This is a genomic window from Psychrobacter sp. CX16, assembly GCF_057396245.1.
This window is the reverse complement of the sequence record NZ_JBXYJF010000008.1, coordinates 1-25,996: the sequence shown is the minus strand read 5'-3', so window position 1 is coordinate 25,996 and position 25,996 is coordinate 1. Positions and strand designations below refer to the sequence as shown.

The window sequence follows — 25,996 nt, the reverse complement described above, 5'->3', positions numbered from 1 at the left end:
CTTGGTCTGTCATAATGATTATGGCAGTTTATTTTTAATGATAACAATTGAACCCTATGCCTTTTGTTGCTTTATCAGACTCAAAGAGTGCCATATCGCCAAAGCAATTAATGGTTATTTGCTTTGCTAATGCGGTCACATATTTTGACTTTCTTATCTACCTGTTTATGGCAGATATCATTAGCGCGACTTTCTTTCCTATCAGTCATGACCCCGTACTTAATAAGCTACAAGCATTAAGTCTTTTTGCTGCCGGCTATTTATCGCGGCCGATTGGAGCTTTATTTTTAGGTCGTTATGCTGATGTCAAAGGCCGAAAACCTGCCTTAATGGTGAGCTTGACTTGTATTGCAGTGACTACTTTAGCGATTGCCTGCCTGCCGACTTACGCTCAAGTCGGTGTTATTGCACCAATTTTATTTATTGCGGCGCGGCTTATACAAGGCATGGCGTTCGGGGCACATACACCGCTAGGCTGGGTGTATATTGCGGAGCACATATCCAAAAGCAACTTAGCGACTTACCTAAGCTTTGTGACCGCAGCCTTCATGTTCGGCAAAATCGGTTCTAACATTATGTTTGAGCTGCTGACGACCACCTATACTCAGACTCAGCTTATTGAAAGTGGCTGGCGTATTCCTTTTGTGTGGGGGGCGGCATTAAACTTTATAGCCCTGATGCTTTTTAATCTACTCGATGAAACACCTATTTTTACGTGCCAACAAGAGCATAAGCGTTATGTGCCCAGCTTGTCAGATATGAGCCTGCCGTTTAAGCGCTTTAATGCAATATTTTTGGCTTTAATGCTAACCTTTGTTATCTCAAGCTTAGTAATGGTCGTTGCTTTATTATTACCTGAATTGATTTTAATGAAGTTTAGTGTCGATCAATCTATGCTTAGGTTCTCCAATAACTTAAGCGTACTATTTTTAATTATTGGCTGTATTTTCTTTGGATTAATTGCGGATAAAAGCAGTACTGGTAAGGCGCTAATTTTTGGCGGCTTAGCCCTTATCTTCCAAACATTGGCCTTTTACTATCATCTTTCTGAGACCGGCGGCATGCTGATTTTATTTATGTATGCTATTTTAGGATTCTGTAGTGGTATCGCTAGTCTCGGTCCAGTAATTTTAGTACAGCTATTCCCTACAGCCTCTCGCGTTACCTCAGTTGGTCTTACCTACAACTTTATGTATGCCGTCGTTGGGGTCAACTTGCCCTTTGCTTTAGGCTATGCCACCAGTTATGTGAGCTTCTCGCCTGCCCTTTATCTCATCTTTATCGGTATTATCGCCTTTCTTATTGGTCTATATATTTACCGCTTACCGAAATTTAAAGCTTTGGATGCTGGGCTTAAGTTATAAACGCTCTTTATCTGATCTAAATAGTAACTAATTAATAAAAATGAGCCAGTTAAACCATTGACTGGCTCATTTTTATTAAACTTATTTATGTGTTCTAAAAGCAGTCATACTCTGTGTTTTTATACTAATTGCTATGAACAACCTAAGCCCTTACAACAACGATGTCTCCCAGTAATGAATAACAATATGATGAATCGTAAGAAGCTGCAGCCGGTCATGGTATAATAGCGGCCACCCTATGGCAGCCACTATAGGCAGTATTATTATTGCCTAAAATCACCCTTGCCTCAACTCAGATAACAAAGAGTACCTGCAGCCTTATGACTGATACCCTCGTAAACTCTATCGATACGCCTATCAATATTATGCAAAACAAACGCCTATCTGTCGCACCCATGATTGATTGGACAACGACGGATTATCGTTTCTTTGCGCGCCTGTTTAATCCGCATACTTATCTATATACTGAGATGATTTCAACCGGTGCGATTATTCATGGCAATACTGATCGGCTTCTACGCTTTGATAATATTGAGCATCCACTTGTGTTGCAATTAGGTGGCGCTGATATTAAAGAGATGACACATTGCACAGTTGAGGGGCAAAAGCGCGGCTTTGATGAGGTTAATATCAATGTAGGTTGTCCATCTGATAGAGTGCAGCACAATAAAATTGGCGCATGCCTAATGGCTGAGCCTAATACGGTGGCAAGCTTAGTTCGCTCAATGCAAGCAGAGGTTGATATTCCGGTGACAGTCAAACACCGTATCGGTATTGATGAGCATGACAGTTATGAGTTTATGCGAGATTTCGTGGCTGCCAGTGCCGATGCTGGCTGTGAGCGTTTTATCGTACACGCTAGGATTGCATGGCTTAAAGGCTTAAGCCCGAAAGAGAACCGTGAGATTCCGCCGCTACGCTATGAAGATGTATACCGGCTCAAGCAAGAATTTCCTGCGCTTAAGATAGAGATTAATGGCGGTATCAGCACTATTGAGCAAATTAAAGAGCATCTGCAATATGTCGACGGGGTTATGATTGGCCGTGCAGCCTATCAAAACCCTTACCTATTGGCAGAAGCCATGACTTTATGGGGTGAACAGCCGCCGACGCGTGAAGATATTCTGGCTAAGCTGTATCCATATTTAGATGAGCAAGCCGCCAAAGGGGAGCCTTTACCGTCTGTGGCACGTCACTTTTTAGGGTTATTCCAAGGTTTGCCTGGGGCACGTAAATGGCGTCAAGCTCTCAGCGGCAAGCAGCAGCTAACCGTTGACGAGATTAGAGCAGCCGGCGACCATACATTGGCATTGATTGAGAGAAGCCGGCAGGCTCAGCTTGAGCAAGAAAGTATCGGCTAATAGGTACTTGAAGTAAATGCAACTTACCGATACTAGTTTAACAACAAGTTATGATTGTTAATCAGCTAGTGCACTGAAAGATATAGCCACATGGCTGCTGTATTGTTGAGAATATGAATCATCATCGGCAGCCATATTGAGCCTGATTTAATACGGGCGTAGCTTAATAAAAGCGCCAAGATAAATATTACGCTCATCTCATAGATAGCATACTGGATATGAATAATCGCAAAGATAAGACTGGTTACTATCGTGGCAAGCCATACGCCTTTCTTACCCTCTATCTGCTCTTTTAATGCACTCCATAATACTCCGCGGAACATTAGCTCTTCATAAACCGGCGCAACCAATACCATCACCACAATAAGCAGCCACTTCGGATTAGCACTGTCATATAAGACATCGACAAAAGCGGTCGGATCTTTATCTAGTGCAAAGCTTATCGCTTCGGTGACTATGACAAATAGCAGCCATAATCCCAATATACCTAGACCGACTTTGTAATTAAATGGCCTCATCGCCAGATAATCACGTACCTGCATTTTTTGATGCTGAGTATAAGACGTATTGCTTTTAGTCGCTCGGCTGATGCGCCACTTGACGACAGCATAGATAACAATGCTGATAGTGGCCAAGGTAAATATCAGCGCATAGCTGGTTACCGTACCATTAAAACTGCCCATCGCAAAACGCTGAGCAGGCGTTAGTGTTTGCTCATTAAAGACAATCGGAGCAAACAGATAAACACCCAACAGCTGAACTATCAAAAACAGCCCAACTATCCCCGCTATTAGCAGAACCACTCCTGGACTGGAGAACAGTTTTGGCTCATTAAGAGGGCTCGTATCTTGCTGAAGGTCGCTCTTTGTTAAGTCGGTATCTGGTCTTTTGTAGGGAAAGTCAGCCATAAGAATGAGGTCATATCAGTCGTTAAAAAAGCACGTATAAAACGTGCTCGATAAATAAAGAGTGTCAAAGTACAGCGAAGCCTACTTTGAAGCTTGCTCAGCGATTGTCTGCAGAATAAGCTGAGCCACAGAGTCTGGATGCTCTAGAGGGAACATATGACCACCGGCATGCAGCTTAAAAGGAATAGATAAGCGCTGCTCCACTTTTTGTGGAAACTGACGCTGATGAAACTGGCTATTATCACCAATAAGCAAGGTCACCGGCTTTTTCGGTGGCCTGTTAGGCTTGAGCCAATACAGTGATGGATTGGTACGAAATACTTTTACTTCTGCCTGCTTGGGAATGGTTAGCGTCACACTGCCATCTTCTTGGTCACGTAGCCCATATTGAATATAGTGATCAAAGCTACGCTGATCAAAGTTTTTGAAGAAGGTTTTGGGGCGCAATAATTCACTGGCCTGCTCACGACTTTCCCATACATCACGGCGATGTTTTGAAATACCTGCCGGCGACATTTTATCTACCACTTTACTAGAGGTTAGCTTAGCAATATGCCATAGTAGATTGCTGAGTCCATAAATCAGTGGTGGGTCCATCAATACCGATTGTACAAACAGCTTGGGCTTTTTATACATAGCTTGCAGTGTACACAGTGCGCCAAGTGAATGGCCCAACCCTATCACAGGTACCTTATGCTTTTTTTTGACCTGTTTGACACTGTCAATCACTTGCTTGGTCAAGCTCTTCCAATGATTATCAATAGGATAAGTCGGTTTGCCTTGTTCATCAAAGCCTAACGTAGGAATATATTCCACCGTAAACTGCTGCTCTAGAATATCAAAGATAGGCTGATACACCCGACTTGGCATCCCATTGGCATGCGCAAAATGAATCACCGGCTTACCCGTCAGTTTAGACACGGGTAAGCCTTTAATATCAATTAGCTCATTAGAAAACGTAAAACCTGTTGCCATTTTTTTATCTCATCTCACCAGACGTTGACTCTTGGGGTAATAACTTTAACTCAACTGAAGAACCAATACCAGCACCCAGTTTAATCGCAAAGCTATCTAACAATTGCTGCATTGGATCCATTGGCGTGTAATTAATAACATGATCAATATCAAGCTCTTTTTCAATAGTCATTAAGCTGCCTGCTTTATCTGCTAGACCCAAATCAATTGCTTGCTCACCTGTCCAGAACAGCCCTGTAAATAGATTATTCTCTTCAGGATCTTTTAATTTATTGCCGCGACCTTTTTTGACCGCATTAATAAAGTGCTTATGAGTATTATTTAGCACGCTTTCTACATGCTGCTGCTCAAACTCAGTCAAAGAGCGGCTCATGCTAAGGATATCTTTGTACTCTCCCGCGGTTAACGTGGTGTCTTTAACGCCCGCCTTGTCCATCAGGCCTTCAATATTGTAGCCAGGCATAATAACGCCGATAGAGCCTACCAAGCTTGAAGGATTGACATAAATCTCATCAGCTGCAGACGAAATATAATAAGCACCTGACGCACCAATATCACCAATCACTGCATACAGCTTCTTGTCAGGATGCTCTGTACGCAAGTCCATCATCGTCTGCCACACTTGGTCAGACTGAACTGGAGAGCCACCTGGTGAGTTGATATTTAACACTACGGCTTTAGCTGACTCAGTTTCATACGCTTCGGTAAGCGCAGCACTGATATCATGAGCATTGGCTTGATCGCTACTGCTAATTACGCCTTCGACATCGACAACAGCGATATGCGGCTTGGCCACATCGACACTGTTCATACTTTCAACGGTAGTACAGCTTCTGCTTAATAAAAAGAAAAACAGCAAAATAAAGCCAAAGGTTATTAGCTTGGATATGATACGCCAACGTCTCGCTCGACGCTGCTCCTCGATACTTGCCAGTAATGTTTTCTCAAGTAAATGCCATTCTCGGCCGCCAGCGCCTGTCGGTAAAACGCGAGGAGGTTTGTTATTTGGTGATGGGTTGTTATCAGGAACTTTATTCGGTTCTGGTGGCCAGTTTGACATATAAAATATGAATCCTACGTGCTATAAAAAAGGGTTTAAATTATGACAGTTAGAGTAAAGAGAACCAGTATGGCAATTACTCTTCAAGGCTGCAATATGGCTTTGTTTAACAAACGCAACGATATATTACTTGATCCCTAAATGTCAGCGGTATTTCTGTAAAATAATCGTCATGATAACTGAAATTAATTAACAATTGTATTTAACCGACGTTTATTATTACGGCTTGATAGACTGATGCCAATATAAATGAGTTTGCTTAAGCTGAGAGTTTATTGGAATCAATTGCTCGTCAATAATTTGCCAAGATGATGGCTGCATGACATTTAGGGAGGATTTGTCTATTTGAGCCTGCGGTGAGGTGACCCAGGGCTGCTCTTTAATATCTGCTGCGCACTGCAATTGCCATAATGCTGCCATTCGTGGCTGAGCACTGGTATATATTATAATCCTATTATGAAAATTATTGTTATTTAACGTCGAATTATTTAAAGAGCTATTTGTATCGTCATCTAACTGACTGCCTGTAGGATAGCTAGAAGGATGCGATGCTATGATATTTGTTTGTTGCGGGTTATCTATAAGTGTTATCGACAAAGGCGTATCTAGCATAATCGTACAGTCAGCGACTTTATTATCTTCATCAATTGACCAACCGGTAACGGCACTAATATTAATGCTTGAGGCAGATGTCTTGTCTCTATCAATAGCTTGCCAGTTATTGCCAGCCAGACAATCTTGAGCCTGCAAACGCGTCCCCTGCATAACTTTGGTAACCTGAGACTCATGCACACTCAGACCTGCCTGCCAATAATAAGAAATAGGCATAAATTTACGTAAATCAGCAACCACGGCCGCAAGCTTGGGCGTCGCTGTTTGTACAATCACACCAGTTAACTGACTTAGCCGCTGTTCTTTTAACTGCTCGTAGACCGCCTGTGATAACGCTTTTGTTTTTTCAGGCGCTATAAATAAAGCATTGTCGTTTAACTTATTGGCCTTATTTTGATAACCCGAAGCATATGCTGATAATAATAACCAAGCATTTGTGTTATCACGTACGATAACTGCAAAATAATCTGAGTCTTGCAGATTTATGGGAATTATCTGTATCGAATCAGTGGTATCTTTTGCTAATAATACTGTCGAAAAGCCGAGCAGTAGTAGTGCAGGGATACTAAGTAGTCGGCTGAGCACCCGTTGCGGCAACATCCACGGCAATGCAATAAGCAAAATAAGAAGTAAGATTGGCAAGCTGATATCAGTGTATATCCAGCCGACTTGTTTGGCTGTCTCTTGTAACCAAAATAAACCAGTATGAAAGTTAGATAATATACAGAATAAAAGTGACCATAGCCTGTCTGCCACAGTTGGAGAGAAGGTATAAACCACCCCTGCCAGTAGATTTAACGGCACAATAATCCAACCGAATAAACCGATAGCGAATAAATTTACCACAAAGCCCCATAGTGATACTTTACCAAATAACCACAAGCTAATTGGCAATATAGCAACAGATATCCACATCTGTAGCTTAAATAAATCAGTTATTTGCCGCCTTATCCGACTGCTTCTAGAGATTGTTATTGCTGGTGCCTTGCTAACCGTTGCACTCCGTGTGGTCAGATTTATATCAGTCGACTTTTTATCACGACTTCCCCAGCGCTGAGTATAAACAAAGAGTACCGCTACTGCGATAAAAGACAGCCAAAACCCCGCCTGCCATAACACAAAAACATCCCACCACGCCATAGCAACCGCTAAGCTCAGTAAAACTTTAAATGTCGCCGTTATCGCTAAAAAATAGCGCAATATACCAATGACCAGCAGCATACACGCGGTGCGCACTGCCGGCACATCAAATCCTGCGAAAGCGGCATAAGCAAAGGCTGCGACTACGCCAATAACAAACGCACATTGCCATCGCGGTAGCCATTCATAGATACTGGGTCTAAAGCGATTAATCAGGGCTGTGATAAGAGCCGCGCAAAGCATGGCTAAAAACAGAACATGAGTTCCAGATATTGCCAACAGATGCGAAATGCCGGCAAAACGATATAACCCAGTCATGTCTTGACTGATAAGACTACGATCGCCGGTTAATAAGCTTAAGGTAACCGCTATTGCCTCTTTTTTCGCAGGATTTATAGATAGGCTATTATCAGAATTAGAAGTGTTGTCATCCGTATTAACGCCATCTTCCTTTAAATCGCTCTGTTTTGCATGTTGCATCGCCATTAAATGTAAGAAATGCTGACGTAAGTCAAAGCGCTTCCTATCAATCCACTGCGCTAGGCCAGTACCATCGTTATTAACCATCTCTATCGATTGATTAACATCATCACTTGTCATAAGTTTGGCTTTAGCAGTGGCGTGCCGGCTACTTAACCAGCGATATTCGTTAAACTCATCTGGATTATCGGTCAGCTCTATCGGGCTTAATTGCAGCGCTAAACGAACTGTTTTGTCAGCAGAGAACTCATTAAGCCAGATATCTTTAGCTTTGTAACTCTGTAGCATTACTGTCATTTGTTTAGGCAATTTTAGAGCAGCTGTGACATCTGATATCTCTGTATCGTTGTCTTCTAAAACCGCGGGTTCTGTAAAGGGATTAGTAGCGATATCCTGTTGATGACTGGAGCTAGGCTCCACCCTTTTATGCCAAGTTATATCTGTTAAGCTGACTAACTGGCGGTAGCCCTCCTCAACAGTTAATGACTTTTTATTATTATTGTTATTATTGGAAGTATTAGAAGAGTGTTTCAGCTCTAATCGCTTATCACTTAATCCAAGTGGCGTGACTGTTGTCTGTATATACCAAGTTTCAGCAGGTGATTGCTCAATAGCCTGTGTCCGCTGTGCTAGCCCCTGACTCATAACGGCAAGCCAAAATAATACGACTGCCATAACTTTAGCTAACAAAACGATGATACCTTGCTGCTTTAATACGCGAAGAGGAGATAAGTAAAAGTTAATTTGGGTAGGATGAGAGGGCTTTGAGTGTGATTGAGAGTGGGCACGAAAATAAGCCACCATCCAAGCGGTAAGACTAATAAAGATAAACCCGTAACTTAGTGTTTGCCACTGCTGATAAGAGTTCTCTCCATTGATTGCTGCCAATTGATTAGGATCTATCTCTAAAATAGCCAACATCAATGCAAGCGCCACACCCCCTGTGAACCAAGCCACGGTCTCGTCCCTAATATCATATTAATAATTAAAAGCCTCAATAGCAGTAACGCCAACCACCCATCGGACAGTTGGCGTTATCATTTGCCTATCAAGTTAATTCAGTGACAAATTAAGATCAGCTATCAAACTCTTCCCACTTACCATTTTTGAGTAGCATTTGCCTATCTGCCATAGCGGCAAGGCTACGATCATGGGTCACCATTAATAGAGCCGTCTTCATCGTATCTTGCAGCTCCGCTAATAGTGCAAAGATACTTTGTGCATTGTCATAATCTAGGTTACCGGTTGGCTCATCCGCCAATATAAGCGCAGGCTTGGTTACCAAGGCTCGAGCTATGGCAACACGCTGGCGCTCACCACCTGATAGCTCACCTGGGCGATGCTCCAAGCGGTGACCTAAACCAACACGCTCTAATAAGTCAACTGCTTGCTGACGCGCCTCTTTAATAGGCACTTCTTTACGTAGTAGTAACGGCATAGCCACGTTTTCAATGGCAGTAAACTCTGGCAATAAATGGTGAAACTGATAGATAAAGCCTAAATGGCGGTTACGCATTTCACCGCGCTCGGTTTCATTCATTTGATTTAAGCATTTGCCTTGCAGCCAAACTTCTCCCGAAGTCGGTACATCTAGCCCGCCTAATAAGTGAAGCAAAGTACTTTTACCTGAGCCACTGGTACCGACAATCGCAATACGCTCACTGGCACGAACCGTAAGATTCAGACCGGTTAATACCTGCGTACGGATATTTCCTTCGTCGTATATTTTATTAATATCTTTTGCGACTAATATTTCTGACATACATCTTTCTCGCTAGCTGTTTTTTTATAATACATTTTAAATAAGGCTTTATGGCATCAATTTTATGGCATTAACGACAGGCCATTTAATGAATCAAACCCAATTACTCATAACGTAAGGTTTGAGCAGGCTGGATACTGGCCGCACGACGTGCTGGATAAATAGTCGCCAAAAAGCTTAATAAAAATGAAGTACTGGTAATAATCAGTACATCCATCCAACGTAGTTCAGTCGGCAAGTAGTTAATAAAGTAAGCATCAAATAAATGCAGACCCATTGCCTGATTGACCCAGCCTAATAAATCACCAACAGTCAGCGCTAAAATCACACCGAGTATCGTGCCAGCCACTGTACCAATCACACCAATAACCAGACCTTGCACCATAAATACCTGAGTAATCAGTTTCGGTGAGGCACCAAAGGTTTTGAGGATAGCGATATCGGCTTTTTTATCGGTAACGAGCATTACTAAGCTAGATACGATATTAAAGGCAGCAACGATAATAATTAAGAATAGCAGCAAACCAACCATCGCCTTCTCCATTTGGATAGCGCCAAATAGATTACCATGCGTACGGGTCCAATCATTGGCAAACAGACTACCTGGTGCAATACTGGCCGCACGCTGTGCAACTTCAGGTGCCATAAAGATATCGTCTAACTTCATTCGAATACCTTGAGCACCTTTTGGTAAGCGTAGTAATTTTGCCGCATCCCCCATGGGAATAAAGGCAACCAGATTATCGACTTCACGACTAATATTAAACACACCCGTTAGCGTAAAGCGCTTAAAGCGGGGAATAACACCTGCTGGAGAAGGCGACGCTTCAGGCAATACCAAGGTGACTTTATCGCCAATTTGCAAACCAAGTGCCTCGACCATACTCTCACCAAGCACAATACTAAAGTCACCATCTTTTAGGGTACCGATATCGCCTTCGACCATATGCTCGTTAATAATTGAGACATTTTTCTCATATTCAGGCTCAACACCCGTGACCATAATGCCTGCGACTTGACCGTTAGAGGTCAACATGCCTTGTAGCTCGATAAAAGGCGCAACCGCCACGACATCAGGGTCTTTTTTAATCTCTTCTGCCAACCCTTGCCACTCGGTGATGATCTCTCCGGAGCTGACCGTCGCTTGCGGTACCATGCCTAAAATACGAGTTTTGAGCTCACGGTCGAAACCATTCATAACGGATAACACGGTAATCAAAACAGCGACACCCAGTGTCAATCCGACCATAGAGATTAATGAAATCAAGGAGATAAAGCGATTACTACGCTCAGCGCGTGTATAACGTAATCCTAAAAATAGGGCTAACGGACGAAACATAATTAAGGCTCTTAACCAATTCGGTGGTAACTAATCGGTAGTAACTAAAATGATAAAGATAAATAAGCTGTTATCGCCAATGGACGATAAGTAAATGGCAGGTGGGTAATCGTATAAATCAATTTTAAAATAAGCCCTGTTTACAGACCTTGATCGCTATTGATCTATAGAAGCATCACTTACATATTGCCATTATTATAACAGCGTATTAAAGTGTCATATGACAAAAGCCCATAGTTTGACACAAACAGCGCCAACTTGGCTATATTTGATTGCTGTGATTATTTTAATATAATTTACCGCTTTGCTTTTAAGAGTTGCTCGCTTGCTACCCCTTGGCTTTAGATATGCTGCATTTTTAATAGGTATAGCCGGCAGGTCACAATACAAAGGTTGTATTTAAACAACTTGCCCCTATCTATGTTAATAGAAGCGCATCTTAGTGATGACAATATATTAATAACAAGTTAAAAAGCAACCCTTATAACTAACCATCAAAAGTACACGCTCATTATGACTACTCATACCTATAAATACAGCCAGCATCCTAAGACACGCCCTACCAAGGTTACACTAACCAACGAACAGACAGCTGGACACGGTGATCATTGGCGTATTTTAACCAACGATATCGAAAACGATGTGCCTAACTGGCTGCAAAAATCGATTGATGATGCCACCATCACATCAGGTCTACATCCAGCACTTAAGAAAGAGGACCTGTCTAACCTACTGCTTTCTTGTAATGATATGTGTCATATAAAACAAGTATTAGCAATGGATAACGGCAAACCAAAAAACTTTATTAACGCCTACCCTTGTGTGAATAGCCCTTATGGTTTTAGCTGCAAGATTGACCGTATTATTGCCAATGATAATACTCAAGATGCGGTTTTACGTCTGATTAGTGGGGATGGCAGCGTGATTTATGCCTTTGACCAGCTTTATACTGTAAACAAAGACTTGTATCGTCAGTCTGACAGCTATTTTGTGAACTTTAGTGCTTGGGCCTACGCGATTACACCTAGCAATAAAGAAGAGACTATTTTAATTGAAGACCCAGAGGCCATTCGTTATCACCGTGCTTATAACGATATTTTGGCGCAAAATAATGGTGTCGCTCCGGATAATCTAGATGAGCTGATTGATGAATGGCAGCCAGACACTGACGAGCCTCTTGCGCCTGTCGAGATTAACTTAGGCAATATGTGTGCTTACTTATTTGGCGAAACTTTGGGTCAAGAAGATGAAGCTTGGTGCCAAGGCCAAGTACTTGGCAAACAGCAGCAACATTTATTTGAAAAAGAGCTAACCATCTTTGATATTGCGATTTTACGCGAACCTGATGCAACCCCGTTTGTGGTACGTATGGCAACGCCGTCTAACATTGTCACCGAACATATTCAGGTGAATGATTATGTACAAGCTAATATCTGGCTACAAGCTGCCATTTATCGTGAAAATCAGCCGGTATAATCACTTTATTTGTCGAATGATTGATAATTTTGATTCAATCAGTCCTAAAGCAATCGCTTAGAAAGAAATCAAAGCCAACCTAATTGGGTTGGCTTTTTTAGTTGCTCTATATAAAAACCGGACATAAGTTTATCTATAAGCTTAATACTGATGGTTATACTAAAAATAGTTGACTTTTTGACAAAGGTCTTATTTACATTTGACGCAAAATCAGGTTAAGATTAACCAACTTCTTAACAATGAAAGAATAAGCACCATTAGCGCCTCTTATTTATCACTGCGTTTTAATGTCTTATTACTTTTCATAATTGTGGTTCTATGAAAGTCTCTCCTGCCAAACAATCTTTTACGCCATTTGCGCATCCTTACCTCTTAACCCAACCTGTGGTTTTGGGCAATGCTTACTCTATGGGCGACCTTAACTCTGCTAATAACGATCAAGCTGCTAGTACCCAAGCTCCAAAAAGTGTTTTACGTACTCCCGCGAATACATTTGGCTCTAATCAGCTAAATGCAAAAGCAGATACTTATTTAGGCTCTAAACATGAGAAGTTAGGTGCCAGTAGTAAAGAGCGTGGCAGCCTGACTCCCTTCTCCTCTTTAGCCGGACCTCATGCTATGAAAGCTAACAGCAATCAGACACCTTTATCGTCTGATACTGTCTCGAACCACTCTTTATCTGCTAATCCTTTAGCGCCTAGCAGCTTATCTTCGAGTAAGAGTCAGTCAGAAGAAGAATTACCGACTCCTTTAATGGTAATGCTAGGCATCAAAAGTAAATCAATTGATGCTAGACAAATTAGCTGCGCCAGCTTTTTTATTACTGGCATGCTGTTGATGTTTTATTTGCTACATTTGGCTTAACGGTTATCTACTTAATAAATAAGATGTCATAAACAAAAGAGCGCCTAAATTAATCTAGGCGCTCTTTTTGTTGCTCATATTAAGACTTATTTACGCTTGTTCTGTCATCGCATAAATTTTCTTGAATAATTCTTTTTGCTCAGCACTTGGCTTAGCGCTTTGTAGCGCCATTACTTGACTCATATCACCTTCGATACGAATTTTACCTGACATGAAGGCTTGCATCGCCTCATTAATATCGCCTTGGAGGGCTATTTTTTTCAAAGTCTCTTCATCAATTTTGATGGTCGTATCAGTATCAGTCTGACCTTTCTTTAATACGCCGTCGGCTAAATAAGCTTGCACATCACCATTTGCAGTATCGCTAATATTTAGATTTAACTTCATGTTTGCAAATGTTGGCGGTAAGTTTAAATCGCCTGCTTCAGTTGTTAAACGATCCACTTCATTGAACCACTCATCCGTTAAGAATACTGCCATAAGATTTCCCTTGTATAAATTATAAATAGAGTTAAATTAAAAATAGGGTTAAAATACTAACCACATTATAGGTGCATTAAAATACTATCACATATTTTGTGTCCAATTGTACCTTACCCTGTTAACAAATCAGCAGTTTTTTGATTAAATGTTGATTTAAATAAGCAAATATCATACTGACGTATATATCGATTGTAGCAAAAAATTCTCAGGTAGTTGCTACTTTTTGAATCACTGAGTCATTTTGTATTTACAAAAGTAGCGATTAGCCGACAGCTTAATAAAAACTTTATCTCAGACGACACTCAAGATGCTTATCCACAAAAATTTTGCGGGTTTTTTTAGTTTTGACTGTTTCGTCAGATGATATTTTGTATCCTATGCGTTACAATAGCTACATATTTAGATAACATCAGGTATAACAGCCAAACGATTAACACGCTGAATGATTTTTACGAGCGGGTTAAAAGTGAGCCATTGCTAATTTCTGTGACTGTTTATGTCATATTAAAGGTTAGAATTTGATAACCTTTGTGACTCAGGAATATGTTTTTTTGCAGGCTCTATTTTGGTTGATAACTTTGATACTTAAGGCTGTAAAGGAAATATTCCAATGAGTATAAATAACACAGCAGTCTCTCCAGTCGATCATGATTATGAAATCACCATTGTGCGATTTTTTACTGTCATGGCTGTTATCTGGGGGATTATTGGCATGAGTCTTGGGGTGTTCATCGCCTCACAATTAGCTTGGCCTGCCCTTAACTTTGATATTCCATGGCTAACCTTTAGCCGATTAAGACCGCTTCACACGAATGCGGTGATTTTTGCGTTTGGTGGTTCTGCATTATTTGCAACCTCTTACTATATTGTCCAGCGCACGTGTAAAACTCGACTATTCGCACCTTATTTGGCGTGGTTTACCTTCTGGGGTTGGCAAGCAGTCATTGTGGCTGCGGTCATCACACTTCCTCTAGGTATCACCACTTCTAAAGAATATGCTGAGCTTGAGTGGCCTATTGACATCTTAATTGCTGTTGTTTGGGTCTCTTACGCCATTGTATTCTTTGGTACATTAATTAAGCGTAAAACCTCACATATCTATGTGGCTAACTGGTTCTTTGCAGCCTTCATCATCACTATCGCGTTACTACACATCGTAAACAGCTTGGCTATTCCAGTAGGCTTATTTAAGTCTTACTCGTTATTTGGCGGTGCAACAGATGCGATGGTTCAGTGGTGGTATGGTCACAACGCGGTAGGTTTCTATTTGACAGCTGCCTTCCTAGGTATGATGTATTACTTCGTACCAGTGCAAATTGGTCGTCCGATTTATTCATATCGTTTATCAATTGTGCATTTCTGGGCGTTAATCGCGTCATATATGTGGGCCGGTGGACACCACCTTCATTACTCTGCACTTCCTGACTGGGCACAATCATTAGGTATGGTATTCTCTATCATCCTATTTGCACCATCTTGGGGTGGTATGATTAACGGTGTACTAACGCTTTCAGGTAGCTGGGATAAATTACGTACTGACCCTATCATTCGATTCTTGATTGTTGCACTATCGTTCTATGCGATGTCAACGTTCGAAGGTCCTATGATGTCAATCAAGACTGTGAACGCGTTATCGCATAACACAGACTGGACAGTTGGTCACGTACACTCAGGTGCACTTGGCTGGGTTGGTATGATTACCATCGGTTCACTTTACGTGTTAGTACCGCGTATTTATAACAAACCAAAAATGTATTCTGTAAGTTTAATTACTACGCATTTCTGGCTTGCGACTGCAGGTACTATTTTCTACATCGTTTCTATGTGGATTTCAGGTATTGGTCAAGGCATGATGTGGCGTCAAACAAATCCAGACGGAACGCTTGCTTATAACTTTATTGAAACCGTAACGTTCTCGCATTACCCATATATTGGTCGTGCCTTTGGTGGTTTATTATATGTTGGCGGTATGTTTGTTATGGCTTACAACGTTTATAAAACAATCAAAATGCCGAATGCCCGTCCCGTTGACGCAGCAGATCCAACCGATCATAGCCCTATCGTCAATGATGACGAAGACACTCAGCCTGTAAATGTGTAAACCAGCAATCGCTTAAGGAGATATCATGGCAGGTACAGCTCATGAAATAATTGAAAAAAATACAGGCTTGCTGGTCATCTTTATTGTGATTGCAATTAGTTTTGCAACACTGGTAGAGATTGTTCCATTAATTTTTGATACCAAGTCTGCTGAGGAAGGTGGTGTTAACCAACCCCTTCCTACTATGGAACCATGGACAGCGTTAGAGTTTGAAGGACGTGATATTTATATCCGTGAAGGCTGTCATGTTTGCCACACTCAAATGATTCGTCCGCTTCGTGCAGAAGTTGAGCGTTATGGGCCATACTCTCGTGCAGCAGAATCTGCATGGGACCATCCATTCCTATGGGGTTCAAAACGTACAGGTCCTGATTTAGCACGTGTTGGTGGCCGTTATTCTGATGATTGGCAAAGAAAGCATTTAATCAATCCACGTTCATTAGTACCTGAATCTGTAATGCCAAGCTTCCCATGGCTTGCAGAACGCGAAGTTGATGGTGCTAAAGTTCAAGAGAAAATGCGCTTATTCCGTGATCGCTTTGGTGTTCCTTATACTGAAGAGGACATCGAAAGTGCACCTGACCAAGTGTTAGGCGCAACAGAGCTTGATGCCGTTGTTGCTTATCTACAACAGCTTGGTACGGCGATGGAGGGTCAACGTTAATGAGTATTAGTGACCTACAAATCATTGCAACCGTCGTGGCGTTTATTGCTTTTATTAGCATTGCATGGTGGGCTTACTCACCAAAGAACAAAAAGCGCTTTGAAGAAGATGCACAGCTTGCGTTGGATGATGAGCTCGTTAGCTCCTCAGCCTCTACTTTACGCAATAAGGATAAAAGATGAGCATATTTTGGAGTTCATGGATCACCATCTTAAGTTTGGCCTGTTGGTTGGGTATTCTTGGCGTGCTCCTTTTCGTTCTACGCAACAAGCCAGATCTTGAAGAAGACGGCACGACTGGTCATACTTATGATGATGTGATTCAAGAGTATGATAAGCCGCTACCTAAATGGTGGTTAGCTATTTTCTTTGGTTCTATCATTTGGGCCATCGGTTATTGGGTGTTCTTCCCTGCCCTATTCCCGCATGCCTTTAACGGTATTGCTACTGTTGAAGTTGATGGTAAAACTGTCCCTTGGAGCTCAAAAAATGAGCTTTATAGTGATCTTGAGCGTAACAATCAAACGTTTACAGATAACTTCCAAAACAACTTTTTGCCTAATCCAACAGCTAACCAGAAGCTAGCTACTTTAGCTTCTATGCAGTCTGAGCTTCGTGGTACTGAAGATGCGCCTAGACAATTACAAGAGGACATCAACACTCAGATTACTGAACTTGCACCTTATGTAAAAGAGCTTGCCGGTAATACTAAAGCATTGATGGCAGGTGAACGTTTATTCCTACAGAACTGTGCTTTATGCCATGGTTCTAACGCGAAAGGCGCACCTGGCTACCCTAACCTAACCGATAATGATTGGTTACATGGTGGCAAGCCTGAGAATATCTTGTTGACACTACATAATGGTCGTCATGTTGGCCTAGATCCAACACAGCCATTACCGATGCCTGCACAGCGTAATGATATTGGTGAAGACGGCGTTCGCGCTGCAGCTGAATATGTCTTATCAATATCTGGCAACCAGAACGATTATGACCTAGATCAAACTAAAGTAGCTCAAGGTAAGGCTATCTTTAATCAAAAATGTGTTATTTGTCATGGTGAAGATGCTAAAGGCACAATCTCTGCCGGCGCACCTAACTTAACTGATAACATCTGGTTATATGGTGGTGACCGTGAAACGATTCGTGAAACGATTCGTCATGGCCGCGGTGGGGTTATGCCTGAGTGGGAATCTAAGCTAGGTAATGAGCGTATTATGCTTCTTGCCGCTTACGTTTACTCACTGTCTAACAATGTAAATGCTAGCGCACCAACACAAGCTACTGCATCTGCTGAATAGTTTGTTGTAGTGCACTATCTAGAGATTAATAAAGGGGGCTGTTCATACAGCCCCCTTTATCTATTTTAGACAATCGTCCTATTTTAAAACCGAGGATCATCGCAATATATTTATATGTCTTCTCCAGATTATAGTAGCTATGAGCACTAATAAATCAAAATTGATACTAAACATGCATTTTATATAAATTTTAAATCGGTAAAACTTATACCCTAATCATTTAAATAATCTAAGTTTGATAAAGCTGTTATAAGTTTTGCGTGTTTTATCCTGCTTAATTACTCATGATTGACTCTCTCAGTACGCTATTGTTCTCCTGTCAAAGACGATTCAATGTTAAAATATAGATAACGATATGGGCAGCTAATCCCCTACCCGTACTGCTTTTGCCAGCATAATGATTCTAACTATTAGAGGTACATTTATGTCAGCCCCATCCTCCAATCAAATTCCAGTTCACGAGTTAGATGCGACAAAAAAACGCATCCATCCTCGCTTTACGGATGGCTTCTATCAGCGCATACGCCTAATTAGTATGTATGTGTTATTGGCCGCTTTTTTAATTCTGCCTTGGCTTAAATATGATGGAAGGCAGGCAATATGGTTTGATGTACCCAGTCAACATTATTATATTTTTGGTTTAACTTTATTCCCGCAAGATTTCTTCTTTGTGGCAGCCTTCTTTATGATCGCAGCTTTTACCTTATTTATGGTGACGGTTTACGCTGGCCGCGTTTGGTGTGGATATGCCTGCCCACAAACCATTTGGACCCATCTATTTCAGCACGTAGAGAAGTGGGTTATTGGCGATCGCAACAAGCGTATTAAGTTTGATAAACAGCCTATGTCGGCAAGTAAAGCGAGTAAAAAAGCGGTTATTTATGTCATTTGGGCATTGATGTCACTGTTTACCGCGACAACGTTCGTCAGCTACGTGGCAGGTACTGGTCTCATGTATAGCAGCTGGCAGAGTTTGGGCGGTATTCCGTTCCCAGATTGGCCAACGTGGGTTTGGGTATCTATGTTTATCTTTACCTTTGCCACTTATGCTAACGCCGCTTATATGCGCGAATTTATGTGTGTTTATATCTGTCCATATGGCCGCTTCCAAAGTGTGATGTTTGATAAAGATACGCTAATTGTGTCTTACGACTATAACCGTGGTGAGCCTCGTGGTCCTCGCAAAAAAGGCACTCATCCCGAAGATTTAGGCGATTGTATTGACTGTACCATGTGTGTGCAAGTCTGCCCTACCGGTATCGATATTCGTGATGGCTTACAAGTTGAGTGTATCCAGTGTGCCGCTTGCCTCGATGCCTGTAACGAGGTTATGGATAAAGTCGGTTATCCACGTGGCCTAATTCGTTATACGACAGAACGTCAATTGGTTGAGAATGAACCGAGCCGTTACTTACGCCCAAGACTATTTGCTTATTTACTGTTATTATCGGTGCTGATAGCTGTCGTCGGTTACGCATTAATTGACCGCGTGCCATTACAGATGGATATTCGCCGCGACCGCAATCAGTTATCGTCATTAAACTCTGAAGGTCTGATTGAAAATAGCTACATTGTTAAAATTACCAACAAGACTCAGCAGCCGCATGACTATACGCTGTCATTAACAGAGCAAGAGGGTTTGAGCTTACGTACCCGCTTTGATAGCTTACCGCTTAATGCCGGTGAGAGTTATGACATGCCTGTAAGTGTCGTTGGTGATCCAAAGGTTATTGATGTTGGCGAGATGCCGATTGAGTTTAACGTTGAAAGTAAAGACGGTAAATACCATGTGACCAAGCAAAACGTCTTTACCACTCAAGGGCGCGATTAGACTCTATTAGATTAATGACACAAGGCGTACATAAATCGTATGGTCTTGATCATTGGCAACATCTGGGTTGTACTATCACATTCTTTAAGGTTTTGAAATGAATAAGCACTCACCAACAGGCAAATTTGGGCATCAAGATACGCAGCCTTGGTATAAGAACTATATGGTTGTAATTTTTGTGATTGGCTTACCGCTATTTGTGGTAGTTGCCTGTTTGTGGTTTGTTTATTATTCAGTTCAAATCAAAGATACTGTCGTGCGTGATGACTGGTATATGGATGGTAAAACACTATACCAAGATGTTTCACGTGATAAATTGGCGCATGATTTGGATTTAACAGGTGAGATGCTGTTTGCAAAAGACGGCGCCGTAACCTTTACTCTGAACTACCCTGCTGATAGCTTAGAGTCAGGGCAGCTTCATGATGGAACGCCAATTTATTATCCTGATCAATTGACGCTTTCTATCTCTCATGCGACAGACATTGATAAAGACCGTGATGCGATATTAAAGCATACCGATGATAATCACTATACTACTAAGGTTCAGATTGATGAGTTAGAATCCAAGTATTATGTTCAAGTCAGTAATGAGGGCAAACTCAACTGGCGTTTAAGAGAAGTGGGTAAATTACCTCAAGACAGAATCACATTTGAGCCCCTACACTCCTTTGATGAACCTCAGTGAATAAAAAAAGAAGAGCCTAGGCTCTTCTTTTTTTTCAAAATTTAATTCAAGTTCAACCAAATAAGTGATAAGAACTAAGTTTCACTGTTAATCGATAATTGGATTGATCGTCGGAATCTTCTTAGTCTTAGCCGCTTTCTCGAATGGCTGTATTTCTGGTTGAGTCGGCAGGCCAATATTAGCAAGCTCACTCGCTACACCTACTTGAATATTATGACCTTCAAAGGCTCGTTCACTGTCATCACGGTCTAGATGTAAACTCTCAAAATCAAACAGCTCTCTGTCTGCTAATTGTGACGGCGCTACATTTTGTATCGCTTTAAAAATAGATGCCAATCGCTGAGGATGCGCATTATCCCATTCACGCAGCATATCTTCTACCATTGCACGTTGTAGATTTTCCTGACTGCCACACAAGTTACACGGAATAATCGGGAATTCCTTATAACGTGCATACTTGATAATATCTTTTTCTTCCACATAGGCTAACGGTCTAATCAAAATATTTTGCTTATCATCACTAAGTAGCTTAGGCGGCATGGATTTGAGCGACCCGCCATGGAATAAGTTTAGGAAGAATGTCGCCAACATATCATCACGGTGATGGCCTAATGCAATTTTAGTCGCGCCAATCTGCTTGGCAAAACCATATAGTGAACCACGACGTAAGCGAGAACATGCTGAGCAATAGGTTTTGCCCTCCGGTACTACGCTTTTTACCACGCTATAAGTATCTTTTTCTAAGATATAATGTGGTATGCCTTGCTGCTGTAGATAGTTGGGCAGCACTTCTTCAGGATAACCCGGCTGCTTTTGATCCAAGTTAACGGCCACCACATCGAACTTAATTGGCGCAATACGCTTTAAAAAAAGCAGAATATCAAGCAAGGTATAACTGTCTTTACCACCAGACACACATACCATCACCACATCGCCATCTTCAATCATATTAAAGTCTTTGATGGCGTGAGATACCTGTTTACGCAGCTTCTTTTGCAGCTTTTTAAAGCGGGCTGATTTTGTGCCTTTGTGGTCTATCGCTTGCTCTAGTCCATCAGAACCATTGTCATGACTGTCTAACAATATATCGTCATGAGACTCTATAGCGCTATTAGTCATTTCAGCAGGATTAAAGGTTTGCGGTTGTGAGAAATTGGTTTGCATAATATCGCTATCACCTATCTGTATTTAGAGTGCGATTATATCAAATTAGGTATTTATTCGCTTGATTGAGTAATTGGGTAAAGGTTATAAACATAAAAAAACGTCCTCGAGAGGACGTTTTAGTTGTTTTAGCTAATTATTAGTAATAACTTTAAATTATGTTGATACCTTGCTCGATATAAACCGTTTCAACACCATTTGAATACACATCATACACATGAACAGTATTCGATGGATCTGAATATGTTTGTCCAGACTGTGACGCAGATTTAGCTAAATTAGGATCTATATCAATCGTATTACCCGTCCCAGTTTGGTTTATATAGATTGTTGATGGTGTATTACTGCTATTTGTAATATCTGCAACATCTAAATCATAACTGCCTCCAGCACCCAAAAGATCAACAATCTCTATATTGTTAATAGCGATATCATTAGCGCCTCCTGTATTTCCACCAGTCAGATTTAGTATATCTAAACCTTCTCCACCGTCAATCAGTGATCCAGCACCATCGTTGAAGTGATCAAGATAGATGATATCGTTGCCAGCACCTAGATTAATGGTAGAATTACCTGCTAATTCTCCAGATACCGTTACGGTGTCATTTCCTTCACCAGTGGTTACAGTAGCGCCACCCTCGACATTTCTAACGGTTAAACTATCATTGCCAGCTTCTAAATTTACGTTTGTAGTACTACCATTAATATCTACTTCTATAATAACTTTATCGTCCCCGTCACCCATGTTAACTTTGGCTCCAGTTTGGATATTACTTGATACTTTTAGGATATCATCTCCTTCTCCCATAGTGACTGTAGCGCCATTTTCGATGTTTCTAACGTTTAATTCATCATCGCCAGCTTCTAAATTAACGCTAGTTGTACTACCATTAATATCTTCACCAATCGAGACTCTATCATTACCAGCACCAGTATTTAATATTGCAACCTTACCTGATTGATTTGTATTATCAAAGTCGTCAGTAATATCGACGACATCCTCGCCACTACCCATATTAATCGTAGTACCAGAAGCAGTGTAGAAATTATTAATACCGCCTGATGTCAGAATGATAGAGTTATTACCATCACCAAGGTTATATACACCCGATATATCACACTCGTTTTCGTTAATGGGAGAGTCTACCAAAATAGTATCATCACCAGATCCAGTCGTTACAGTGACGTTGTCGAAGTCATCGCCAGAGAAAATGTAGTTATCACCACCACCTAATAACAGAGAGCTGTATTTTAAATCTGAATCAGTGAATTTCATATCAAAGACATCATCCCCATCACCAGCGATAACCTTGATATATTCAAAATTACCCTTAGCGGTCTTAGTTACTGTATTATTACCATCTCCTAAATCGATAACCGTTGGGTCAGTAGTTGAACCGTTAAGGGTTTCAGCAGCAACAATATCATTGCCTGTGCCCATTTGAATTGAGACGCCAGGATTAATATTACCTGTCAGGTTTAACACATCGTCACCTGCACCAGTATCGACTAAGAAACGCCCATTATTACCGCCATATCTACTTATATCACTGTCAATGAAGATAATATCAGAATCTGAAGTAAAGTTAGTTTTATACGTCGTTATATTGCCATTAACTATTGTATTGTTTACGGGGTCAGTAAAGGCATTTGAACCACCTTTTGGTAAGTCTTCAGCATTAAATTTATTTACCCCAGAATTCGGATCTTTATAATCAAAATAGTAGAAGCTGATATCCGCAGAAGGTATGTTACCTGCCTTATCTACAAACCCTATCGCTAAGGGATCATCTGTAGCACCGCTAATCGGTTGTTTCGGGTTGACATTGTTTACATTATCAATGTCGTTTCTAGCATTAAAGGCATCTCGCTGAGAAGAACTTAATTGTAACGTCCACACAGTATCAGCAGTAACCGCTTTAGAGACTCTTTCATTGCCTTGACCAACGTATACAGTACCGTCTTCTAAAGATATCCCAGTTAGAACACCAGTACTCGAGTTATAGCCTGTAATGATTGGGGTTTGGGCTACAGTGTCTAACTCAAACTCTGTAATTTCAGAAGTTATTAAGTTAGGGTTTGTAATAACTGGATCATTGACTAATACAGCTTCATAACGGTAGTTTCTATCGATACCTCCATCTGCTAGAACATCTTCAAAGGTATAGATAGTGGGATCAGAACTGTTTACTATCAAACCTGAAGTTGAACTGGCTATTACTCCTTCTTCTACCCATTCACCATCACCCCTTTGATAAGAGCGAACAAGATTAAGCACTTGGAAGTCTGAAGCTATATTTTTGTCAAGATTAATAGTTATGGTAGGGGTATTATCATTGGTTAAGCCTTCTAGTAAAGATGTACCAACTACACCTGACTCAGTTTCAGAGACCACACCTATGTAATTACCTGTAACTCCATCAATAACAGTTGCACTACCTTCAGGATTAGTATTTGCATCTAGCTCTTCTGCAACACCATCACCGTCGGTATCTACTAAATCTGTCAAATCATCGGTAACAGTAATCTTAGTCACTTGAGCAGGGTCTAATAATTGAATAGGTAGTGAACCTGTTCCTGCAGTTTCATTACCTGCAGTATCAACTGTTTTCACAGTGAAAGTAGCTTTAGTTTCAGAAATAGGAACATTATCTAGTGTCCACGTATTATCCGCAGCTACTGCAGCTGTTCCTTGAACGACCGTAGTGTCTACACCATTTACAGTCGTTGTTTTATAAACTACAACTGATTCTCCAGCTTTTAACGATTCTGATAAAGTTCCATTTAGAGTAACAGAGCTATCATCTGTCACCTCAGCGGTGCTTGTGTCACTGGTAACATCACCTTGGTCATCCACGTAGGAGACAATAGTCGCTTTCGCTTCAGGTTCTGTGATATCAATTATCACATCTTGATTGTCCGTCGCGCCTACGTTACCAGCGGTATCAACAATTCGTGCTTTAACGTTGGTGGTGCCTTCATCTAATGTTATAGCTGTATTATCATATGACCAACTGGTACCATTCGTCGTTGCATCGACCCAGGTTGTTCCATTATCCAGACTAATTTGTACTTTCTCATCATCTCCTAAAGGATTCGCTAAAGTACCATTAAACTCTAAAGTTTGGTCTTTGGTAATGAAGTCAGTTGTACTGCTACCTGTGTCAGTGGTGATTCCAGTGATTTCAATATTATTCGTTGCTGGAGGTGTGGTGTCAATTTTACCGTCTTGACTATCAGTAGCCCCTACATTACCTGCGGTGTCTACTATTCGAGCATATACCGTGTAATCGCCAGGCGGCAAAGTTTCAGCTGTATTATCAAATGACCAAGTTGTTGTACCTGCTGTATATTCAGCATTATCCCAGTTAATCCCATCTAGGCTGACTTGAACTTTCTCATCAGCTGCTAGTGCTTTGTTTAAGCTACCTTTTAAGATTAACTCTTGGTCCTTAGTAATGTAGTCAGAATCTGAGCTACCAGTATCTTCGGTAATACTGTCTATACTAATAGTATTGGTTTCAGGATCTGTCGTATCAACCTTAACAACCTGGGTATCAACTGCTCCCACATTACCGGCTATATCCACAATGCGCGTTTGAACGTTATAGGTTCCCTCTGCTAGAGTTTCACCTTTATTATCATAGCTCCAGGTTGTTCCTGTGGTCGTGGCATCTAGCCATGTTCCATTTATGTTAATTTGAACTTTCTCATTACCTGTTAGTGCATTAGCTAAGGTACCACTAAACTCTAGCGTTTGGTCATTGGTTATAAAGTCACTAGCTGTACCTGTATCCTCAGTGATACTGGTAATATCAATGGTATTAGTTGCTGGAGCTGTAGTATCTAAATTAATTACATAGTCTGATGAGAACTGGCCTGGATTACCTGAACTATCTTCTACACGGGCTGTATAAGTATAATTCTCACCATCTTGTAAATTTTTATCTTCAAAGCTCCAATTTTGATTAGTAACTTTGGCAACACCAACCCTAACTTCATCACGGTAAACTGCCACTACTTCACCAACATCTAAAGTTTCACTGATTGTACCTTGTATTTCAGGTGTTATATCATTAGTGAAACCTCCATTTGCTACATTTCCTACAACTGGGATTACATTATCAATTACTGTTGTGATCTCAATAGTCTGAGTTGGTACGGTTGTGTCTACGCTAATACTATAAGATGGTGAGGTAACACTTTGATTGCCACCAGCGGTATCAATACGTGCAGTGTACTCATAAGTATTCCCATTCTCTAAACCAGTATCGTTATAGGTCCAAGTAGTACCGTCTACTGTGGCATTACCAATCACTTCACCATCACGTAACACAACAACTTTCTCAGATCCTGTCAAAGCAGTTGAGATAGAGCCTGTGATCTGTGGCGTGGTATCGTTTGTATCCTCTCCATTGGCCACT

The 25,996-nt window shown here is 41.1% G+C and carries 19 protein-coding genes; 10 read left to right on the top strand and 9 right to left on the bottom strand.

All coding sequences use genetic code 11. The annotated features are described in order from the left end of the window. The first annotated feature begins 56 nt into the window (after positions 1–56). Both AC2SLM_RS04460 and dusA read left to right on the top strand, forming a co-directional pair. A complete protein-coding gene (locus tag AC2SLM_RS04460; RefSeq protein ID WP_486552282.1) occupies positions 57–1,364 on the top strand; it encodes an MFS transporter in 1,308 nt (435 codons plus the stop codon). Between the two features lie 320 nt (positions 1,365–1,684). Beyond that, on the top strand, positions 1,685–2,725 hold the full coding sequence (gene dusA / locus AC2SLM_RS04455) for a tRNA dihydrouridine(20/20a) synthase DusA (protein WP_486540588.1): 1,041 nt from the start codon (positions 1,685–1,687) through the stop codon (positions 2,723–2,725). A gap of 65 nt (positions 2,726–2,790) precedes the next feature. Here dusA and AC2SLM_RS04450 read toward each other — a convergent pair whose 3' ends face one another. From AC2SLM_RS04450 to AC2SLM_RS04425, 6 genes are all read right to left on the bottom strand, one after another. After that, entirely contained in the window at positions 2,791–3,633 is an 843-nt protein-coding gene (locus AC2SLM_RS04450; protein ID WP_486552280.1) for a CPBP family intramembrane glutamic endopeptidase, read from the bottom strand. Between the two features lie 81 nt (positions 3,634–3,714). After that, positions 3,715–4,608 carry an alpha/beta fold hydrolase gene (locus AC2SLM_RS04445; protein ID WP_486552278.1) on the bottom strand — a complete coding sequence of 298 codons (894 nt, stop codon included), beginning with the start codon at positions 4,606–4,608 and terminating at the stop codon, positions 3,715–3,717. 4 nt (positions 4,609–4,612) lie between these two features. Continuing rightward, complete coding sequence (gene sppA, locus AC2SLM_RS04440) at positions 4,613–5,668, bottom strand: signal peptide peptidase SppA (RefSeq protein WP_486552277.1); 1,056 nt, start codon at positions 5,666–5,668, stop codon at positions 4,613–4,615. 219 nt (positions 5,669–5,887) lie between these two features. Next, positions 5,888–8,857 (bottom strand): ComEC/Rec2 family competence protein, encoded by a 2,970-nt coding sequence (locus AC2SLM_RS04435; RefSeq protein WP_486552275.1) that lies wholly within the window; start codon positions 8,855–8,857, stop codon positions 5,888–5,890. A 118-nt stretch (positions 8,858–8,975) separates the two neighbouring features. After that, positions 8,976–9,662, bottom strand: a complete 687-nt coding sequence (lolD, locus tag AC2SLM_RS04430; RefSeq protein ID WP_486540596.1) for a lipoprotein-releasing ABC transporter ATP-binding protein LolD — start codon at positions 9,660–9,662, stop codon at positions 8,976–8,978. Positions 9,663–9,765: 103 nt separating this feature from the next. Further along, complete coding sequence (locus AC2SLM_RS04425; RefSeq protein ID WP_486540598.1) at positions 9,766–11,001, bottom strand: lipoprotein-releasing ABC transporter permease subunit; 1,236 nt, start codon at positions 10,999–11,001, stop codon at positions 9,766–9,768. Positions 11,002–11,514: 513 nt separating this feature from the next. Between AC2SLM_RS04425 and AC2SLM_RS04420 the strand changes: the two genes are divergently transcribed. Both AC2SLM_RS04420 and AC2SLM_RS04415 read left to right on the top strand, forming a co-directional pair. Beyond that, the gene (locus AC2SLM_RS04420; RefSeq protein WP_486552274.1) at positions 11,515–12,477 is read left to right on the top strand and encodes a hypothetical protein; all 963 of its coding nucleotides are present in this window, start codon (positions 11,515–11,517) and stop codon (positions 12,475–12,477) included. Positions 12,478–12,795: 318 nt separating this feature from the next. After that, positions 12,796–13,341 (top strand): hypothetical protein, encoded by a 546-nt coding sequence (locus tag AC2SLM_RS04415; RefSeq protein WP_486552272.1) that lies wholly within the window; start codon positions 12,796–12,798, stop codon positions 13,339–13,341. 90 nt (positions 13,342–13,431) lie between these two features. On the opposite strand, the gene AC2SLM_RS04410 is transcribed toward AC2SLM_RS04415, so the two are convergent. Continuing rightward, entirely contained in the window at positions 13,432–13,821 is a 390-nt protein-coding gene (locus tag AC2SLM_RS04410; protein WP_486540604.1) for an SCP2 sterol-binding domain-containing protein, read from the bottom strand. Between the two features lie 613 nt (positions 13,822–14,434). On the opposite strand from AC2SLM_RS04410, the gene ccoN reads away from it, so the two are divergent. The 6 genes from ccoN (at position 14,435) to AC2SLM_RS04380 (ending at position 20,408) form a co-directional block, all read left to right on the top strand. Next, entirely contained in the window at positions 14,435–15,925 is a 1,491-nt protein-coding gene (gene ccoN / locus AC2SLM_RS04405) for a cytochrome-c oxidase, cbb3-type subunit I (RefSeq protein ID WP_486552271.1), read from the top strand. A gap of 25 nt (positions 15,926–15,950) precedes the next feature. After that, complete coding sequence (gene ccoO / locus AC2SLM_RS04400) at positions 15,951–16,589, top strand: cytochrome-c oxidase, cbb3-type subunit II (RefSeq protein ID WP_486552269.1); 639 nt, start codon at positions 15,951–15,953, stop codon at positions 16,587–16,589. Next, positions 16,589–16,771 (top strand): cbb3-type cytochrome oxidase subunit 3, encoded by a 183-nt coding sequence (locus AC2SLM_RS04395; protein WP_486540610.1) that lies wholly within the window; start codon positions 16,589–16,591, stop codon positions 16,769–16,771. Before ccoO ends, AC2SLM_RS04395 begins: the two co-directional genes overlap by 1 nt. Continuing rightward, the gene (gene ccoP, locus AC2SLM_RS04390) at positions 16,768–17,889 is read left to right on the top strand and encodes a cytochrome-c oxidase, cbb3-type subunit III (protein ID WP_486552268.1); all 1,122 of its coding nucleotides are present in this window, start codon (positions 16,768–16,770) and stop codon (positions 17,887–17,889) included. Before AC2SLM_RS04395 ends, ccoP begins: the two co-directional genes overlap by 4 nt. A gap of 424 nt (positions 17,890–18,313) precedes the next feature. Next, positions 18,314–19,720, top strand: a complete 1,407-nt coding sequence (gene ccoG / locus AC2SLM_RS04385) for a cytochrome c oxidase accessory protein CcoG (protein WP_486552266.1) — start codon at positions 18,314–18,316, stop codon at positions 19,718–19,720. A gap of 97 nt (positions 19,721–19,817) precedes the next feature. Further along, entirely contained in the window at positions 19,818–20,408 is a 591-nt protein-coding gene (locus tag AC2SLM_RS04380) for a FixH family protein (protein ID WP_486552264.1), read from the top strand. An 87-nt stretch (positions 20,409–20,495) separates the two neighbouring features. On the opposite strand, the gene ttcA is transcribed toward AC2SLM_RS04380, so the two are convergent. Both ttcA and AC2SLM_RS04370 read right to left on the bottom strand, forming a co-directional pair. After that, entirely contained in the window at positions 20,496–21,527 is a 1,032-nt protein-coding gene (gene ttcA / locus AC2SLM_RS04375; RefSeq protein WP_486552348.1) for a tRNA 2-thiocytidine(32) synthetase TtcA, read from the bottom strand. 196 nt (positions 21,528–21,723) lie between these two features. Then, positions 21,724–25,996 (bottom strand): beta strand repeat-containing protein (locus AC2SLM_RS04370; protein ID WP_486552262.1); only part of this gene is annotated, 4,273 nt, incomplete at its 5' end.

Excerpts from the sequence above, each read along its gene's own strand:
- AC2SLM_RS04460 (WP_486552282.1), top strand. The coding sequence starts at position 57 with ATGCCTTTTGTTGCTTTATCAGACTCAAAGAGTGCCATATCGCCAAAG.
- dusA (WP_486540588.1), top strand. The coding sequence starts at position 1,685 with ATGACTGATACCCTCGTAAACTCTATCGATACGCCTATCAATATTATG.
- AC2SLM_RS04450 (WP_486552280.1), bottom strand. The coding sequence starts at position 3,633 with ATGGCTGACTTTCCCTACAAAAGACCAGATACCGACTTAACAAAGAGC.
- AC2SLM_RS04445 (WP_486552278.1), bottom strand. The coding sequence starts at position 4,608 with ATGGCAACAGGTTTTACGTTTTCTAATGAGCTAATTGATATTAAAGGC.
- sppA (WP_486552277.1), bottom strand. The coding sequence starts at position 5,668 with ATGTCAAACTGGCCACCAGAACCGAATAAAGTTCCTGATAACAACCCA.
- lolD (WP_486540596.1), bottom strand. The coding sequence starts at position 9,662 with ATGTCAGAAATATTAGTCGCAAAAGATATTAATAAAATATACGACGAA.
- AC2SLM_RS04425 (WP_486540598.1), bottom strand. The coding sequence starts at position 11,001 with ATGTTTCGTCCGTTAGCCCTATTTTTAGGATTACGTTATACACGCGCT.
- AC2SLM_RS04420 (WP_486552274.1), top strand. The coding sequence starts at position 11,515 with ATGACTACTCATACCTATAAATACAGCCAGCATCCTAAGACACGCCCT.
- AC2SLM_RS04415 (WP_486552272.1), top strand. The coding sequence starts at position 12,796 with ATGAAAGTCTCTCCTGCCAAACAATCTTTTACGCCATTTGCGCATCCT.
- AC2SLM_RS04410 (WP_486540604.1), bottom strand. The coding sequence starts at position 13,821 with ATGGCAGTATTCTTAACGGATGAGTGGTTCAATGAAGTGGATCGTTTA.
- ccoN (WP_486552271.1), top strand. The coding sequence starts at position 14,435 with ATGAGTATAAATAACACAGCAGTCTCTCCAGTCGATCATGATTATGAA.
- ccoO (WP_486552269.1), top strand. The coding sequence starts at position 15,951 with ATGGCAGGTACAGCTCATGAAATAATTGAAAAAAATACAGGCTTGCTG.
- AC2SLM_RS04395 (WP_486540610.1), top strand. The coding sequence starts at position 16,589 with ATGAGTATTAGTGACCTACAAATCATTGCAACCGTCGTGGCGTTTATT.
- ccoP (WP_486552268.1), top strand. The coding sequence starts at position 16,768 with ATGAGCATATTTTGGAGTTCATGGATCACCATCTTAAGTTTGGCCTGT.
- ccoG (WP_486552266.1), top strand. The coding sequence starts at position 18,314 with ATGTCAGCCCCATCCTCCAATCAAATTCCAGTTCACGAGTTAGATGCG.
- AC2SLM_RS04380 (WP_486552264.1), top strand. The coding sequence starts at position 19,818 with ATGAATAAGCACTCACCAACAGGCAAATTTGGGCATCAAGATACGCAG.
- ttcA (WP_486552348.1), bottom strand. The coding sequence starts at position 21,527 with ATGACTAATAGCGCTATAGAGTCTCATGACGATATATTGTTAGACAGT.